This window comes from Nocardioides sp., from assembly GCF_964229035.1.
Classification (GTDB): domain Bacteria; phylum Actinomycetota; class Actinomycetes; order Propionibacteriales; family Nocardioidaceae; genus Nocardioides.
In genome coordinates this window covers 114,216-129,937 of sequence record NZ_CAXRAZ010000015.1, presented here as the reverse complement: position 1 = coordinate 129,937, position 15,722 = coordinate 114,216, and the positions used below count along the sequence as shown (strand labels likewise).

The 15,722-nt window shown below is 73.6% G+C and carries 10 protein-coding genes; 7 read left to right on the top strand and 3 right to left on the bottom strand.

What is annotated here, in order from left to right:
- Positions 1-193 precede the first annotated feature (193 nt).
- The 6 genes from ACERUN_RS05815 to ACERUN_RS05790 all read left to right on the top strand — a co-directional run bounded on the left by ACERUN_RS05815 (position 194) and on the right by ACERUN_RS05790 (position 10,847).
- On the top strand, positions 194-2,056 hold the full coding sequence (locus tag ACERUN_RS05815) for an acyl-CoA dehydrogenase (RefSeq protein ID WP_370288870.1): 1,863 nt from the start codon (positions 194-196) through the stop codon (positions 2,054-2,056).
- Between the two features lie 142 nt (positions 2,057-2,198).
- A complete protein-coding gene (locus ACERUN_RS05810) occupies positions 2,199-3,011 on the top strand; it encodes a maleylpyruvate isomerase family mycothiol-dependent enzyme (protein ID WP_370288869.1) in 813 nt (270 codons plus the stop codon).
- Between the two features lie 44 nt (positions 3,012-3,055).
- Complete coding sequence (locus ACERUN_RS05805) at positions 3,056-3,979, top strand: oxidoreductase (protein ID WP_370288868.1); 924 nt, start codon at positions 3,056-3,058, stop codon at positions 3,977-3,979.
- 121 nt (positions 3,980-4,100) lie between these two features.
- A complete protein-coding gene (locus tag ACERUN_RS05800) occupies positions 4,101-6,059 on the top strand; it encodes a hypothetical protein (protein WP_370288867.1) in 1,959 nt (652 codons plus the stop codon).
- A 57-nt stretch (positions 6,060-6,116) separates the two neighbouring features.
- Positions 6,117-8,804, top strand: a complete 2,688-nt coding sequence (locus ACERUN_RS05795; protein WP_370288866.1) for a putative bifunctional diguanylate cyclase/phosphodiesterase — start codon at positions 6,117-6,119, stop codon at positions 8,802-8,804.
- A 144-nt stretch (positions 8,805-8,948) separates the two neighbouring features.
- The gene (locus ACERUN_RS05790; RefSeq protein ID WP_370288865.1) at positions 8,949-10,847 is read left to right on the top strand and encodes a hypothetical protein; all 1,899 of its coding nucleotides are present in this window, start codon (positions 8,949-8,951) and stop codon (positions 10,845-10,847) included.
- Between the two features lie 48 nt (positions 10,848-10,895).
- Here ACERUN_RS05790 and ACERUN_RS05785 read toward each other — a convergent pair whose 3' ends face one another.
- Complete coding sequence (locus ACERUN_RS05785) at positions 10,896-11,690, bottom strand: crotonase/enoyl-CoA hydratase family protein (RefSeq protein ID WP_370288864.1); 795 nt, start codon at positions 11,688-11,690, stop codon at positions 10,896-10,898.
- Between the two features lie 283 nt (positions 11,691-11,973).
- Here ACERUN_RS05785 and ACERUN_RS05780 point away from each other — a divergent pair, with 283 nt between their 5' ends.
- The gene (locus ACERUN_RS05780; protein WP_370288863.1) at positions 11,974-13,050 is read left to right on the top strand and encodes a glycoside hydrolase family 6 protein; all 1,077 of its coding nucleotides are present in this window, start codon (positions 11,974-11,976) and stop codon (positions 13,048-13,050) included.
- Between the two features lie 130 nt (positions 13,051-13,180).
- On the opposite strand, the gene ACERUN_RS05775 is transcribed toward ACERUN_RS05780, so the two are convergent.
- Entirely contained in the window at positions 13,181-14,422 is a 1,242-nt protein-coding gene (locus tag ACERUN_RS05775) for a fatty acid desaturase (RefSeq protein ID WP_370288862.1), read from the bottom strand.
- A gap of 64 nt (positions 14,423-14,486) precedes the next feature.
- Positions 14,487-15,671, bottom strand: coding sequence for a ferredoxin reductase (locus ACERUN_RS05770; protein ID WP_370288861.1), 1,185 nt, complete (start codon positions 15,669-15,671; stop codon positions 14,487-14,489).
- Between the last annotated feature and the right edge of the window lie 51 nt (positions 15,672-15,722).

Sequence of the window (15,722 nt, the reverse complement as noted above, 5' to 3'; positions counted from 1 at the left end):
TGTCTTATCGGGGATCCATCGGCTCGCTCGTGGTACTGCCGATGAGCCACGGGGGATCTCTCGGGCGCCAGCGCGGTGTGAGGCGATCGTTCCTCGGTTTGCTTGCCGCTGCTAGCACCCCCCAGTACCATTAAGTTACTGACGAGTAGTCATTCGAGATCCAGCTTCCGAACCCCTGGGATTGGTGGGAACAGTGAGCCACTACAAGAGCAACGTCCGCGACATCGAGTTCAACCTCTTCGAGCTCTTCAAGGTGCAGGAGTACCTCGGCACCGGGCTCTACGAGGAGATGGACGCCGACACCGCCCGCGAGATCATCGCCGAGGTCGAGCGCGTGGCCCGTGAGGACCTCGCCGACTCCTTCGTCGACTCCGACCGCAACCCGCCGGTCTTCGACCCGGCGACCAACACCGCCCCCGTGCCGGCGGCCTTCAAGAAGTCCTACGACAAGTGGGTCGAGTCCGGCTTCTGGGGTCTCGGCGTGCCCGACGCCATCGGCGGCACCACCGCTCCGCCGAGCCTGGTGTGGACCACCGGCGAGATGATCCTCGGCGCCAACCCGCCGATCTGGATGTTCTGCACCGGCCCGTTCTTCGCCTCGGTCGTCTACAACAACGCCAACGGCGTCGAGCGCGACCTGCGCATCGCCGAGCTCATGGTCGAGCGCATGTGGGGCGCCACGATGGTGCTCACCGAGCCCGACGCGGGCTCCGACGTGGGTGCCGGCAAGACCTTCGCCACCCCGAACGAGGACGGCACCTGGAACATCTCGGGCGTCAAGCGCTTCATCACCAGCGCCGAGTCCGACCTGCAGGAGAACATCGTCCACCTCGTCCTCGCGCGTCCGAAGGGCGTCGAGGGCATCGGCGGCCCGGGCACCAAGGGCCTCTCGCTCTTCCTCGTGCCCAAGTACCACTTCGACCTCGAGACCGGTGAGCTCACCGGCGAGCGCAACGGCGCCTACGTCACCAACGTCGAGCACAAGATGGGTCTCAAGGTCTCCAACACCTGCGAGGTCACCTTCGGCGACCCGCAGGTCGGCGGCGGCGAGCCGGCCGTCGGCTACCTCCTGGGCGAGGTGCACGACGGCATCCGCCAGATGTTCGACGTCATCGAGAACGCCCGCATGATGGTGGGCACCAAGGCCATCGCGACCCTCTCGACCGGCTACCTCAACGCGCTCGAGCACGCCAAGCAGCGCTTCCAGGGCGCCGACCTCACCCAGTCGGGTGACAAGACGGCCCCCCGCGTCACCATCACCCACCACCCCGACGTCCGCCGCTCGCTGATGACGCAGAAGGCGTTCGCCGAGGCCATGCGCTCGCTCGTCGTCTACACCGCGACCTGGCAGGACAAGGTGCAGATCGCCAAGGCCGCCGGCGAGAAGGACCACCTCGCCGAGGCCGTCAACGACCTGCTCCTGCCGATCGTCAAGGGCTACGGCTCGGAGCGCTCGTGGGTGCTGCTGGGCACCGAGTCCCTGCAGACCCTCGGCGGCTCGGGCTTCCTGCAGGACTACCCGATCGAGCAGTACGTGCGCGACGCCAAGATCGACACGCTCTACGAGGGCACCACCGCCATCCAGGGCCAGGACTTCTTCTTCCGCAAGATCGTCAAGGACCAGGGCAAGGCGCTCGGCCACGTCGCCGGCGAGATCAAGGCGTTCCTCGAGTCGGAGGCCGGCAACGGTCGCCTCAAGAACGAGCGCGAGCTCCTCGCCACCGCCCTCGCGGACGCCGAGGCGATCGTGGGCCAGATGATCAACGACCTCATGTCCGCCCAGGACGAGATCCGCAACATCTACAAGGTCGGCCTCAACACCACTCGCCTGCTCTTCGCCCTCGGCGACGTCGTCTGCTCGTGGCTGCTGCTGCGCGGCGCCGAGGTCGCGCTGGGCAAGCTCGGCGAGGGCTCGGGCGACCAGTCGTTCTACGAGGGCAAGGTCGCCGCGGCGCAGTTCTTCGCCCAGACCGTGCTGCCGAAGGTCTCGGCCGAGCTGAAGATCGCCCAGGCCACCGACCTGGCGCTCATGGACCTCGACGAGGCCGCGTTCTGATCCGCAGCACCCGGTAGCACCCAGCACCACCCAGCTCCACCCAGTTCAACCAGCTCCATCCGGACGGCCGTCCCGCGCAGTGCGGGGCGGCCGTCCGTCGTCCACGGCCCCGGCGGGTGCCCGGGGTCGCTAGCATCGCGGCGTGAGTGATCGCGACCTCCTGGCCGGCTACATCGACACCTGGTGGAGCGCCGTCGGCGACTTCGTCGACGTCCTCGACCAACTCGGCCCCGCCGACTGGGCGCGGCCGACCGACCTGCCGGGGTGGGACGTCAAGGCGGTGGCCTCGCACACCGCGCACCTGGAGTCGCTGCTGGCCGGCGGCCCCGACGAGCAGGCCGACATCGGCGACCCGCCGCACGTGACGAGCCCGATGGGGCAGTTCACCGAGATCGGCGTGGTGACCCGCCGCGATCGCGATCCCGCCGAGATCGTGGAGGAGATCCGTCGCGTCACCGCGGCCCGCCACGAGGCGCTGCGCGCCGACCCTCCCACCGACGGCGCCGCCCCGGCCCCTGGACTCTTCGGGATGATCGGCTGGAACCAGCGCACCCTGCTGCGCAACCGGCCCCTCGACGTGTGGATGCACGAGCAGGACGTGCGCCGCGCGGTCGGACTGCCCGGCGGCATCGACACCCCGGGCGGTCAGCACACGGCCGACTACCTCTCCGAGGGCTTCGGATTCGTCGTCGGCAAGCGGGTGAAGCCGGAGCCCGGCACCACCGCCGTGCTCGCGGTCGAGGGCAGCGCGCCGGTGGCGGTGGTGGTCGGTGACGACAGACGCGCGAGCGCGCTGGCCGACGTTCCCGCCGAGCCGACGGTGCGTCTCACGATGAGCCGCGAGGTCTTCATCCTCCGCGCCGGCGGACGACGCCCCGACGCCGCCCCCGTGCAGGTGGACGGCGACTCCGGGCTCGCCGAGCGGATCCTCGCCGAGCTCGCGACCACACCCTGATCCACCCCGAGCCCGCCACCGCGCGGCCCACCCGAGGAGACACGATGGCCTGGAAGCTCGCCGACATCCCCGACCAGTCGGGACGCACGATCGTGGTGACCGGGCCGACGCGGGGCGGGCTGGGGCACTACACGGCCCTCGAGCTGGCGCGGCGCGGAGCGCGCGTCGTCCTCGCCGGGCGCACGCCGGCGAAGGTGGAGGAGACCGCGGCGGCGATCCGGGCGGAGGTCCCGGCGGCCACGCTCGAGGCGCTGCACCTGGACCTCGCCAGCCTCAGCTCGGTGCGTGCGGCCGCCGGGGCGGCCGAGCAGCTCGGCGCGATCGACGTGCTGATCAACAACGCGGGCGTGATGGGCACGCCCTACTCGCGCACCGCCGACGGCCTCGAGCTGCAGATGGCCACCAACCACTTCGGCCCGTTCCTGCTGACCGGCCTGCTGCTGCCGCAGCTGGTGGCGAGCGGCGACGGCCGCGTGGTCGCGGTGTCGTCGGCCTTCCACAAGATCGCCCGCCGCGCGCCCCTGGACGACCCGCGCCAGGAGACCGGCCGCTACCACCGCTGGCACGTCTACGCCCGCAGCAAGCTCGCGAACCTGCTCTTCACCGCCGAGCTCGACCGACGCCTGCGGGCCAAGGAGCTGCCGGTGCGGGCGCTCGCTGCCCACCCCGGCTTCGCCGGGACCCACCTCGCCGCCAACGGCCAGTACGGCCGCTCGGCGGGCGGCATCGCCTCCATCCTCGACGCCACCATCAGGGCCGTGTCGCAGCCGGCGGCCGCCGGTGCCTGGCCGACCCTGATGGCGGCCACCGACGACCTGCCCGGCGACACCTACGTCGGCCCCTCGGGACTGCAGGAGATGTCGGGCGTGCCCCAGGTGGTGGGCCGCACCCGCCTGGCGCGCGACGCCTCGGCCCAGCGCGAGCTGTGGGCGATCAGCGAGCGCACCACCGACATCTCCTACCCCTGAGGCGGCCCGCCGGATCCCGGTCGAGCGCTCGGCTGACCGATCGGTCGAAGCTCGCAGGACCATGGTCCCCAATGGCGCTCCGGTGGGTCCCGCAGCCCCGGCGGGCCGTCACTCTTGACGGGTGAGAGCAGGCGAGGATGCTCGGCGATCGACCGATCGCATCGGTGCGCGCCTGCTCGCCGAGGGCATCGTGGCACCCGAACAGCTGCAGCTCGCCCTCGAGCGCCAGCGACGACAGGGGGGGCAGATCGGGGAGCACCTGATCGACGCCGGCTACGTGGAGCGTCGTGACTTCTACTCCGTGCTCGCCGCGCAGCGCCGCCTCGTTCAGCGCGACCTCGTCGCGCACCCGCCCAGCCCCGAGGCGCTCGCGATGGTGCCGGCCGAGGAGTGTCTCGAGCGCGGGTGGGTGCCGTGCGACGCCGGCGAGGACGGCGTCCTCGTGATCGCCACCGACCAGCCGCTCGGCGACGAGCTGCGCCTCGAGGTCGAGGAGCATCTGCCCGGCCACGCCGTCCGCTTCGTGGCCTGCACCCGGCGCGACCTCGACGCCGTGGCGCTCGCGGTGCTCGGCGCGAGCGAGCGGCGCCGCCGTGCGGTGTCGGCGCAGGGGCGCGTCGCGCGTCGTCCGCAGATCCGGCTGGTGCACCGCGCAGGGGCGGTCGTGCTGCTGGCTGCCGTCTCGCTCGCAGCGACGATCGCGCCGGTCGACGCCACGGCGATGGTCGTGCTGCTGCTGGGGGCGCTCTTCCTGGTGGGGGTCTCGACGCAGGTGATCCTCGGACTCGCCCACTTCTCGCGCCAGCTCGACCGCGCCGTGGCCACGGGGCGCGACGTCGGGAGCCCTCCGCCCGCGCTGAGCGACGAGGAGCTGCCCGTCTACTCGGTGCTGGTGCGCCTGCGCGGCCGGCCCGACACCGCCGTGCGCGCGGCCGAGCTCGTGGCGCGGCTGGACTACCCGCGCCCGCGACTCGACGTGCTGTGGCTGGTGGACACCGACGACGAGGTGGCGACCGCGTCGCTCTCACGCACGCCGCCGCCCGACTGGGTGCGGTTGGTGCAGGTGGCCGCCGGCGGTGCGAGTGCCGACGACCTGCACCTGCTCGACCGCGGGCTCGCCCTCGCGCGGGGGCGTTACGCCGTGGCCTTCGAGGCCGACGACCGACCCGCGCCCGAGCAGCTCCGCCGCGCGGCCGAGCGCTTCGAGGACGACCTCAGCGGCGCGTTCGGTACCCGCCGTCCGCTCCTGGCCCTGAGGACGACGCTGCGCCGCACCGCCACGCGCCGCACCTGGCACGAGCGCCTCAGCGCCGCCGACTTCTCGCTGCGCATCGACCGTAGTGCCGAGCAGGTGTGCATCGCGGTCGCCCCTCGCGACCCGCACGGCCTGCACGTCAACCGCCGCCTGCTGCAGCGCCGCGGAGGCTACGCGGAGGTCGCTCTCCCGCCGCTGCGCGACACCCCGGCCGCCGAGCACCCGCGCATCGAGGAGCTCACGTCGGTGTCGCTCGTGCGTCGAGCGCCGCGCCTGACCGACTGGCTCGACGAGCGCGCCCGGGCCGGACTGCACTCCATGCCGGAGTGGAGTCGCCGCGTTGTCGCGGGCGCCCGCACGGTGCACCGCCCGCGGCGCGAACGGTCGGGGGCAGGTGAGGCGCTGTGCGCCGCCGGCGTGCCGATCATGTACCTGGCCTTCGTGCCGCTGCTGGCGGGCGGTCTGGCCGTCGGCGTGCGCAGCAGCACCGGCCACCACCCGCTCGCCGATCGGGTGGCCTGGCTGGTGCTCGGCGAGCTCGCGCTCGTGCTGGGTGCGGTGACCATGTTCAGCTCGGTGGTGCTCGCCGCCCACCGCGGCGATCGCGCCACGGTCGACCTGCTCCACGTGCCGGCGCACTGGGTGCTCGCATCGGTGGCCTTCTGGGGGTCGGCGCTGGCCGTCGTCCTCGAGTGGGTGGTGGCGATGAGCGCCCGCATCGCCCGCCCCGCCCCCCGCGGACGACGCCCGCACGCCGCCGTGGCGCGGCCGGGCAGGATGGTCCCAGCATCGCGCGACGACCGGTCACGACTCGCGAGGACCTAGGTCCTGTTTCGTCGGTCGCCGGTCCCATCGGCCTGTTCGCGGCGTCACAGTGGAGACATGGGAGCCCTCGGGAGGAGCGCCGGACGGCGCGCACCCCGACAGCTGATGGGGGCCGGGGTCGCGTGCGGTGCCGCCGCGTCCTACGTCGCCGCGGTGGTGCTGGGTCACGCCGTGCAGGAGGCGACCACGCCCCTCGACCTCGCCTGGCCCGCGATCGGCGTGGCCGGCGCGTGGCTGCTGGCCGTCACGGGCGGCCTCGCCCGCTGGTCGGCGCTGGGGTGGATGCTGGTGAGCGGCGGAGTGGTGCTGCAGCGGCTCGGGCACGAGCCCGCCCCGGCGTGGACGACGGCCGCCGCCACCGTCGCCGCCGGCCTCGCCGTCGCGGAGACCCTCCGGGCGCGCGGCTGGCGCAGGATCCGGGCCGCCCGCTCGCTGCCCGACCTCGGCGACCTCGCACTCGCCTCCGTGGCGTCCGCGGTGGCGTCCGCGGTGGTCGCGCTCGTGGTGGGCGGGGTGCTGCTGGCCGCCGACGCGACCCCGCCGATGATCGGCACCGAACGCGGCAGCGGCCTGGTCGAGTTCGCCGGGGTGACGGCGCTGCGCCACGGCCTGTGCGCCTTCCTGAGCGTCAGCGGGCTCCTCGCGCTCCCCGAGCTGGTCGACCGCGTCGGCCGGGCCCGCCGCTGGGTGCCGATCGCTGGAGCCGCGGCGGCGGCGATCGTCGTCGCCGCCCTGATGGTGGCGGCACCTCCCGAGCTCGCGTTCGCCGGCGTCGTCCTGCTGGTGGTGGTGGGCCTGCGGTCGAGTCCCGCCGTCACCGCGGTGACGATCCTCTTCGTCGCGCTGGCCGACATGGTCTCGCTCCTCACCGGCGCCTTCGTGTTCCCGCCGGGTGCCGCGCCCGGCTGGGGGCCGATCTCGCTGCAGGTGGCCGGTTTCGCCGCCGGCGCGGGGGCGCTGGTGGTCGCGGTGACCCTGCAGGACCGGGCCGACGCCCTCCAGGCCAGCCGCCGTGACCGCGATCGCCTCCACGACCACATGGAGGCCGCCCTCGTCGCTGCGGCGCACCTCGAGCTGGACGCTCGCGGTCGGGTGCGCTGCACCGAGGTGAACCGGGCGCTCGCCGACCTCACGTCCTCCGAGCGCGAGCGCCTGGTGGGTGATGACCCCCTCGACTGGTTCGTCGAGGCCGACGGCGGCACCCTCACGGCCGCGATCGCCGATCTGGTGGCGGGGGCCGCCGGTTGGCGTGGGCCGCTTCGCCTGACGCAGGGCTACGGCGGCGGCTGGGTGGACGCCGCTCTGGTGCTCGTCGACCGCGAGCGCGACCCGGCGACGGGGCGCGAGGTGGTGCTGCTGAAGCTGCAGATGATCGACATCACCGCGCAGCGTGAGGCCGAGCGCCAGCTGGCCCGCGTCGCGCTCCACGACGACCTCACCGGCCTCGCCAACCGGGTGCTCTGGACCGACCGCCTCGGTCGGGCCCTGCGCGCCGCGACGGACGCTTCGCGCGAGGTGGCGGTGCTCTACGTCGACCTCGACCACTTCAAGCAGATCAACGACGCCTACGGCCACGACGTCGGCGACCAGGTGTTGCGCCACGTCGGCGCGCGCCTGCGCTCGGTGGTCGGCCCCCACGCCACCATCGGCCGCCTCGGCGGCGACGAGTTCGTCGTCCTCCACGTGGCGCCGGCCCACGAGGAGCGCTCCGGCGAGAGTGCACTCGCGCTGGCCGACCAGATCCACCAGTCGCTGCGCACGCCGATGGTGGTGGGGACGCGACTGCTCATGGTGACCGCGAGCGTCGGCGTGGGTGTGGCCGAGGCCGGCGACCTCGACGGCCGCCCGCTGATGCGTCGCGCCGACGCCGCCCTCTACACGGCCAAGGCCGCGGGCCGCGCCCGCGCCGCCCTGCACGGGGCGCACCGCGCCGACGCGCCGCCGTCGGTGGAGGTGCTGCTCGACCTGGAGCAGGCGCAACGTCGCGACGAGCTCGTCGTGCACTACCAGCCGATCGTCGACGCCTTCACGGGGGAGCCGGTGGCCGTGGAGGCGCTGCTGCGCTGGCACCACCCGCGTCGCGGACTGCTCGAGCCGGCCGACTTCATGGAGGTGCTCGAGGGCAGCGAGCTGATGCACCCGGTGGGTGCCCGCGTGCTCGCGACCGCCTGCGCCGACGGTGCGCGGATGCTCGGTCAGGGCTGGACGCTCGACATCCACGTGAACGTGAGCGCCGAGGAGCTGGCGCGGCCCGGCCTGGCGCGACGGGTGCTCGCGCTGGTGGAGCGCACCGGCCTGCCGGCGTCGTTGCTCGTGCTGGAGATCACCGAGACCCGCCTGGTGGCGGTGACCGACGCCCTCGTCCACGAGCTCGACGTGATGCACCGCGCCGGGATCCGGCTGGCGGTCGACGACTTCGGCACCGGCTACAGCACCCTCACCCACCTCGTCGAGCTGCCGATCGGGCTGGTGAAGCTCGACCGGCGCTTCGTCGCCGAGATCACCGCCTCGGCCAGCGCACGCTCGGTGGCGCACGGTGTGCGCGCCATGGCCGAGGGTCTGCGGGTCGAGGCCGTCGCCGAGGGGGTCGAGGACGCCGACCAGGCGCGCGCCCTGCGCGACCTCGGCTACCAGCGCCTCCAAGGCTTCCACTGTGGTCGCCCGCGGCCCGTCGACGAGCTGCTCGCGCTCCTCGCCGAGGCCGAGGCGAGCCGAGAGGACGGCGAGGTGCGGGCCTCCGTGTGAGCGGAGGTGATGGGAGGCGGGCGAGCAGCGAGCGCAGCGGTCGGCGCGACGACCGGAGGAGTCGGCTCGGGACCGGGAGCGGTCCGCGCGAGGACGCGCGGGGGAGTGGGGACGCACATGGACCGGATGGACCGGATGGACCGGATGGATCGGATCGGACGTCGGTTGGTGACCGACGGCACCATCACGCAGGAGCAGCTGGACGTCGGGCTGCGCCGGCAGCGCCGCGAGGGCGGCTATCTCGGACATCATCTGATCGACGCGGGCTTCGTGTCCCGGCGCGCCTTCTACGACGCGCTCGCGCGGCACTGGCAGCTGGAGCAGCGCGACCTCGTGGTCGACCCGCCCGATCCGGCCGTGCTGGCGCGGATCCCTCCGGAGGAGAGCGTCGAGGACGGCTGGGTGCCGTGCGAGCTCACCGCGCGCGGGCGCCTGGTCGTGGCCACCGCCGTGCAGCCCGGGCCGGCCCTGATCGCCGAGGTGCGGCGGCACTTCCCCGATGGTCCGATCGACTTCGTCGCCTGCACCCAGCGCGACCTCGACCACGTGGCCGTGCGCCACCCCGACCGCATCGGGGTGTGCGCCGAGACGATGCCGGAGCCGCCCGAGCAGACCTTCGTCGTGCAGCCCGTGCACCACCTGTGGGCCGCGCTCGCGGGCATCACCTTCCTCGCCGCGCTCGTGTTCGTGCCGGTCGACGTCGTGGCGGTGCTGGTGGTGGTGAGCGCCGCGTTCTTCCTGGCGGGCGTCTCGGTGCAGGCCACCCTGGGCCTGGCCGCCTTCTCACGTGAGATGGCCGACGACGCCGACGGGCTGCGGCACCGGCGCACGGTGCCGGCCGCTCCCGTCGACGACCGCGACCTGCCGCCCTACACCGTGCTCGTGCGCGTCCAGCGGCCCGCCGCGGTCGCCGACGCCATGGGCCTGCTGCACAGCCTCGACTACCCGCGCACGCGCCTGGACGCCGTCCTGCTGGTGAGCGAGGACGACCCGCTGACCCTGGCCGCCGTCGGCGTGGCCAACCCCCCGGAGTGGGTGCGCGTGGCGCGCATCCCGAGCCGGGCGCTGGACGACCGCTTCGAGACCTACGACCACGGCCTCGCGCTCGCCCGCGGGCGCTACGTGGTGGTGTACCGGCCCGACGAGCGGCCCGACCCGGGGCAGCTGCGGCACGCCGTCCACGACTTCGAGATCGACCACGCGCTGCGGGCGGGTCGTGCCGCCACCCCGCCGCTGCTCGGGCTGCGCGCCACCCGGCTGCTCGACCCCACCCGCCGCTCGCCCTACGCCCGCCTCGCCACCGTGGACGACGGCCTGCGCGTGGCCCGCGTGAGCAACGAGGTGCCGGCCGGGGCCGTTCCGCGCGACCTCGGCTCCACCCACTTCACCATGCGTCTGCTGCGTCGCCTCGGCGGCTTCCGGGCCGTGCACCCGGCCCTCGACGGCCTGCTGATCGACGTCGACCGCCCCCGGGTGGAGGTGCTCGACTCGGTGTCGGTGGTGCGCCGCGTGCCCGGCCCGCTCATCTGGACCCACGAGCGCGCGCAGTCGTGCGTGGCCACGGTGCGCGTCGGCGTGCGCCGCCTGCGCGAGGCGCTGCGCTCCGAGGACGCCGACCAGGCCACCGCCTGCCACGCGCTGCTGTCGCTGAGCCTGCCGATGATGTTCTGGTCGCTGCCGGTGCTGGTGGAGTGCGCACTCGTCGTCGGGCTGCGCAGCGGCATGGAGCCGGGCAGCTTCGCCGAGCGCGCGGTGTGGCTCGGGATGGGCGAGGCGCTCATGGCCATGGTCGGTGCCGGCGCCTACGTCGGCGTGGTGCTGGCACGCCGGCACGGGCGCCGCGCGGTGGTCGACCTCGTCGTCCTGCCGCTGCACTGGCTGCTGGCCTCGGGCGCCATGTGGGCCGCGCTGCTCACCCTCGGTCTCCAGGCGCGCGCGACCTGGGCGGCTCGACGGAGCGAGCGGCGCGCGAGCGCGGCGGCACGGCGCGCACAGCTGCTCGAGGCCCCCAGCCCGACGCGGGCAGGGCGTTCGGCCGCCTGAGCGACTGATCGCTGGGCGGCTCGGGTGGCTTGGGTGGCTCGGGCGGGTTCAGCGCACGCGGGGGCCGAAGACCGCCTCGGTGCGCTGGAACGCCGCCTCGCGCGCGGCGCGGGTGTTGCGCGCGGCCAGCAGCACCGCCTGCTCCACGCGCTCGCGGGCGAAGGTGCGCCGCGGCGAGGAGGTCCAGGTGTCGTTGAACAGCCGCTTGGCCGCGGCGACCGCGTCGGGCGACTTGCGGGCGAGCTCCTCGGCCAGCCGCAGCGCCCCGGCCACGGGATCGTGCTCGAGGCGCGTGACGAGGCCGAGCTCGCGGGCGCGGGTGCCGTCGAAGGTCTCCGCGGTCATCGTGAGCAGCTTGGCCTGGTCGATGCCCACGAGCTCCTTGAGCGCCTGGATGCCGGTCATGTCGGGGATCAGTCCCCAGCGGCCCTCGAGCACCGACCAGCGGGAGTCGGGCGTCGCGATGCGGAAGTCGGCCGCCAGCGCGATCTGCAGCCCGCCGCCGAGGCAGTGCCCGTGGACGGCGGCGATCACGGGCACCGGGATGCGCCGGAAGGCCCACGGCGCCTCCTGGAAGGTGTTGGTGCCGCGCAGCGGACGCGGTACGAAAGCCTTGAGGACGCCGGCCGGGTCGCGCACCACGTCGGCGAAGTCGAGACCCGCGCAGAAGGCGTCCCCCTCACCGCTGATGATCACCGCCCGCAGCGTGCGGTCGCGGCGCAGCTGGCGGGCGGTGGCGACGAGGTCGCCGAGGATGTCGAGCGTGAGGGCGTTGAGCTTGTCGGGGCGGTCGAGGCGCACGTGCGCGATGCCGTCGTGGGTGGTGCAGGAGACGTGGCCCATGGGCGGCAGCGTAGTGCGGGCGGCGCGCGGCCGGGCCCGCATGTAACTCGGTGTTACGTCGTCCACCACGGTGGTACGTCGTCCACCACGGTGTCGTGACCGGTCACAAGACCGTGGTGGACGACCGAACACCGAGTTACAAGCGACGTCGGGACCGGGGTCCTGCGGCGCGGCGACGAACGGACCCGATCGGGGCGCGGCTGAGCGGGGGGCCGGTCGAAGGTGAGGATCCGCCTGCCGAACGCCCTGCCCGAGCGGCCCCGGCGCCCCTACGGTGTGCGGCGTGCTCGACCGACCGCCCACGCCCGGCCCCGCGCCCTCGAGGACGACGGGCGACCTGCTCGTCTCGGTGCTCCTGGGCGGCGTCGCGTTGGCGCTGACCGTGGTGCTCGCGCTGTCGCAGCTCACCGGTTTCGCCGACGCAGCGGCCTCGGCGCCCTCGGCACTCTCGGCGCCCTCGGCGAGGTCAGCAGCGAGGTTGGACGCCGACCCCGGCTCGCAGGCGGCGGCCGCGGCGGCGCGCGACGAGCGCTTCGCACGGCTTGCCCGCCACCAGGTCGGCACCTGGCTCACCGGTGCGGGCGGGGCCGGGGGAGACACCCGGGAGGTGGGTGCGACCGTGCGCCAGCGGCTGCGGGGCGCGGCCCAGCGCGGGGGCAGCGCGCTGCTCGTGCTCTACGCGATCCCGAAGCGCGACTGCTCGGCCTACTCCTCCGGCGGCTTCGCCACCCACGCCGACTACCGCCGCTGGGTCGACGCGATCGCCGGCGCCGTGCGGGCTGCCCTCAGCAGGCGCTCGTCCCCCCGCGCCCGGCCGCCGCTGGTCGTGCTCGAGCCCGACGCGCTGGCGATGCTGGGCTCCTGCGCGGGCCAGGGCGACCGGCTGGGCTCGCTGCGCTACGCCGGGCGGGCGCTCTCGCGCGCCGGTGCCCGCGTGTACCTGGACGCCGGCAACAGCGCCTGGCTGCCGTCGTCCACGATGGCGGGGCGGCTGCGGGGCGCGGGCGTCGCGTCGGTGCGCGGCTTCGCGACGAACGTCTCGAACATGCGACCCACCGCCGACGAGACGGCCTACGCCGATGCGATCAACCGCGCGCTCGACGCCCGGGGCACGGGTCGACGCCACTACGTCCTCGACACCTCGCGCAACGGAGCCTCGCCGGCGGTGCCCGCCGGGCAGTGGTGCAACCCGCCGTCCGCGCGGGTCGGCGCGACGCCGCGGTGGGTGAGCGGGCGCCCGCTCGACGCCCTGCTGTGGGTCAAGCCCCCCGGCGAGTCGGACGGCGAGTGCGGGCGCGGCGAGCCCTCTGCCGGCGCGTGGTGGCCGGCCGGGGCCCTGCGGCTGCTCGGCCGCGGCTGAGCGCGCTCGCGGGCGTGCCGGGGCTGCTTGTAACTCAGTGTTCGGTCACCCACCACGGTGTCATGACCAGTCACAACACCGTGGTGGACGACCGAACACCGAGTTACAAGCGGCGTGGCCGGGCGCGCCGTCAGGCGGCGCGGGCGGTCTCGAGGCGCTTGGCCTGCTGGTCGAGGCGCAGCTGGATCACGCGGCGGGTCTTCTTGTCGGCGGTGGCCATCGCGTAGAGCAGTTTGAGCTGGCTCGGCAGGTTGGTGGCGTTGGTGGTGGCGAGCCAGCCGTTGGGGAACGACAGGCGGACGACGCGGTGCCAGGCGCTCGCGACCTGCTGGGGCAGCGGGGCCGAGTGGTAGTTGAGGCCGTACTTCTCGAAGATCTCGCGCACCTGCGGGGCGATCTCGGCGTAGCGGCTGCTCGGCAGGTCGGGAAAGAGGTGGTGCTCGATCTGGTGCGAGAGGTTGCCGGTCATGAGGTGCATGAACTTCGAGCCGGAGATGTTGGCCGAGCCCAGCATCTGGCGCAGGTACCACTCGCCGCGGGTCTCCTTCTCGGGGATCGAGGCGAGCTCGAAGGTCTCGACGCCCTCGGGGAAGTGACCGCACATGATGACCGAGTGCGACCACAGGTTGCGCACCAGGTTGGCGGTGAAGTTCGCGGCCAGCGCGGGCAGGAACGAGCCGGTGGGCGCGGCGAGCAGCGGGTTGACGACGTAGTCCTTGGTGGCCTGCTTGCGGATCTTGCGCAGGGTGCGCTTCACGCCGGACTTGAACTCCTCGCTGCGCTTCTCCTTCGGGACGCCGAGGTTGCGGCCGAGCTCGAGGTCGTAGGCGGCGATGCCGTACTCGAAGAAGCAGGCGTTGATGAAATTCCACAGCGGCTGCGCGAGGTACATCGGGTACCAGCGCTGCTCCTCGTCGACGCGCATGATGCCGTAGCCGAGGTCGTTGTCCTTGCCGACGATGTTCGTGTAGGTGTGGTGCACCTCGTTGTGCGAGTGCTTCCAGCCCTCGGCCGGCGAGGCGTTGTCCCACTCCCACGTGGTCGAGTGGATCTTCGGGTCGCGCATCCAGTCCCACTGGCCGTGCATGACGTTGTGGCCGATCTCCATGTTCTCGAGGATCTTGGCCACCGAGAGGCCGGCGGTGCCGAGCAGCCAGGCCGGCGGGAAGACGCTCACGAGCAGCACGGCGCGCGAGCCGAGCTCGAGCTTGCGCTGGACGTCGACGACCTTGCGGATGTAGGCGGCGTCCTTCTCGCCGCGCGCGTCGATCACGCGCTGGCGGATGGCGTCGAGCTCGGCGCCGATCGCCTCGACGTCCTCGGGGGTGAGGTGGGCGGTCGGGTTGGTGGGCTTGTTCGTGATCGTGGTCATCGTCGTCCTCGGCTTCGTCTCGTCGCGGTGCGGGTCTGGGCGGTCTGGGGGAGGCTGGGAATGATCAGTGGTCGATGCGGCACTCGCCGGCGGCGGCGCTGATGCAGGTCTGGATCGGGACGCCGGCCGGGTCGGTCTCGCCCGGGACGGCGACGGTGATCTCGCCGTTGCGCAGGTCGCGCACCGCGCCGCTGGTGAGCGGCAGCACGCAGCCCATGCAGATGCCCATGCGGCACCCGCTGGGCATGAGGACGCCGGCCGACTCGGCCGCGTCCAGCAGCGGCACATCGCCCTCGGCCTCGATCGCACGCTCTGCCGAGGAGGTGGAGGAGCCGGAGAAGGTGACCGTGCCGCCCTCGGCGTCGCCGGCGATGACGGTGGGCCGGAAGCGCTCGGTGTGCAGGGTGAGGTGGCGATCGGCGTAGAACGCCTCGAGGGTGTCGAGCAGGCCGGCCGGCCCGCAGGCGTAGGCGAGGCGCTCGTCGAGGTCGGGCACCTCGGCGAGGAGGTCGTCGGTGGTGAGCAGGCCGTCGGTGTCGGTGTGGCGCTCGATGAGGCGGAGGCGACCGGCGGCGGCGTGGGCGCGCAGCTCGGCGCCGAAGATCACCTCGTCGCGGCTCATCGCCGAGTGCACGAGCACGATGTCGTAGGCCTCGCCCATCGCGGCGGCGTCGGCGCGTGAGAAGAGGTTGCGCAGCATGCCGATCACCGGGGTGATGCCGGAGCCGGCGGTGAGCAGCAGCAGGGGGATGCGGTGGCCGGGGCGCGGCTGGGGGAGCACGAAGTCACCCTCGGCCTGCGCCAGCTGGAGCATCTGGCCCGGGCGCGCCGAGCGCACGAGGTGCTGGGAGACGCGGCCCTCGGGGATGGCCTTGACGGTGATCGAGAGGTGACCGTCGGGCCGGGGGCCGTGGGTGAGGGAGTAGGTGCGCCACAGGCGCACGCCGTCGACGTCCACACCGACGCGCACGTACTGGCCGGGGATGTGGCCGGCCCAGTCGCGCCCGGGCTTGATGACGATGGTGGCGGCGTCGGCGGTCTCGGGCTCGACCGAGACGATGCGCCCGCGCAGGCCGGTCGCCGCGGGGCGCAGGGGCGCGAAGTGGTCGAGCACGTCGTCCACGGTCAGGGGGGTGACGGCGGCGTCGAGCAGGCCGCGCAGGCCGGAGCGCAGGCGCTGGGTGCGGCCGCGCTCAGCGCGGCCTCGCTCGGGGGCGCTGGTGTTCGGGCGGTCGGCTGTCAGGCTCACCCTGAGAGCATCGCAGTGCGCGGGGGCTAAACTCATGACCGCGAGCGGTGA

Excerpts from the sequence above, each read along its gene's own strand:
- ACERUN_RS05805 (WP_370288868.1), top strand. The coding sequence starts at position 3,056 with ATGGCCTGGAAGCTCGCCGACATCCCCGACCAGTCGGGACGCACGATC.
- ACERUN_RS05785 (WP_370288864.1), bottom strand. The coding sequence starts at position 11,690 with ATGGGCCACGTCTCCTGCACCACCCACGACGGCATCGCGCACGTGCGC.
- ACERUN_RS05790 (WP_370288865.1), top strand. The coding sequence starts at position 8,949 with ATGGATCGGATCGGACGTCGGTTGGTGACCGACGGCACCATCACGCAG.
- ACERUN_RS05775 (WP_370288862.1), bottom strand. The coding sequence starts at position 14,422 with ATGACCACGATCACGAACAAGCCCACCAACCCGACCGCCCACCTCACC.
- ACERUN_RS05795 (WP_370288866.1), top strand. The coding sequence starts at position 6,117 with ATGGGAGCCCTCGGGAGGAGCGCCGGACGGCGCGCACCCCGACAGCTG.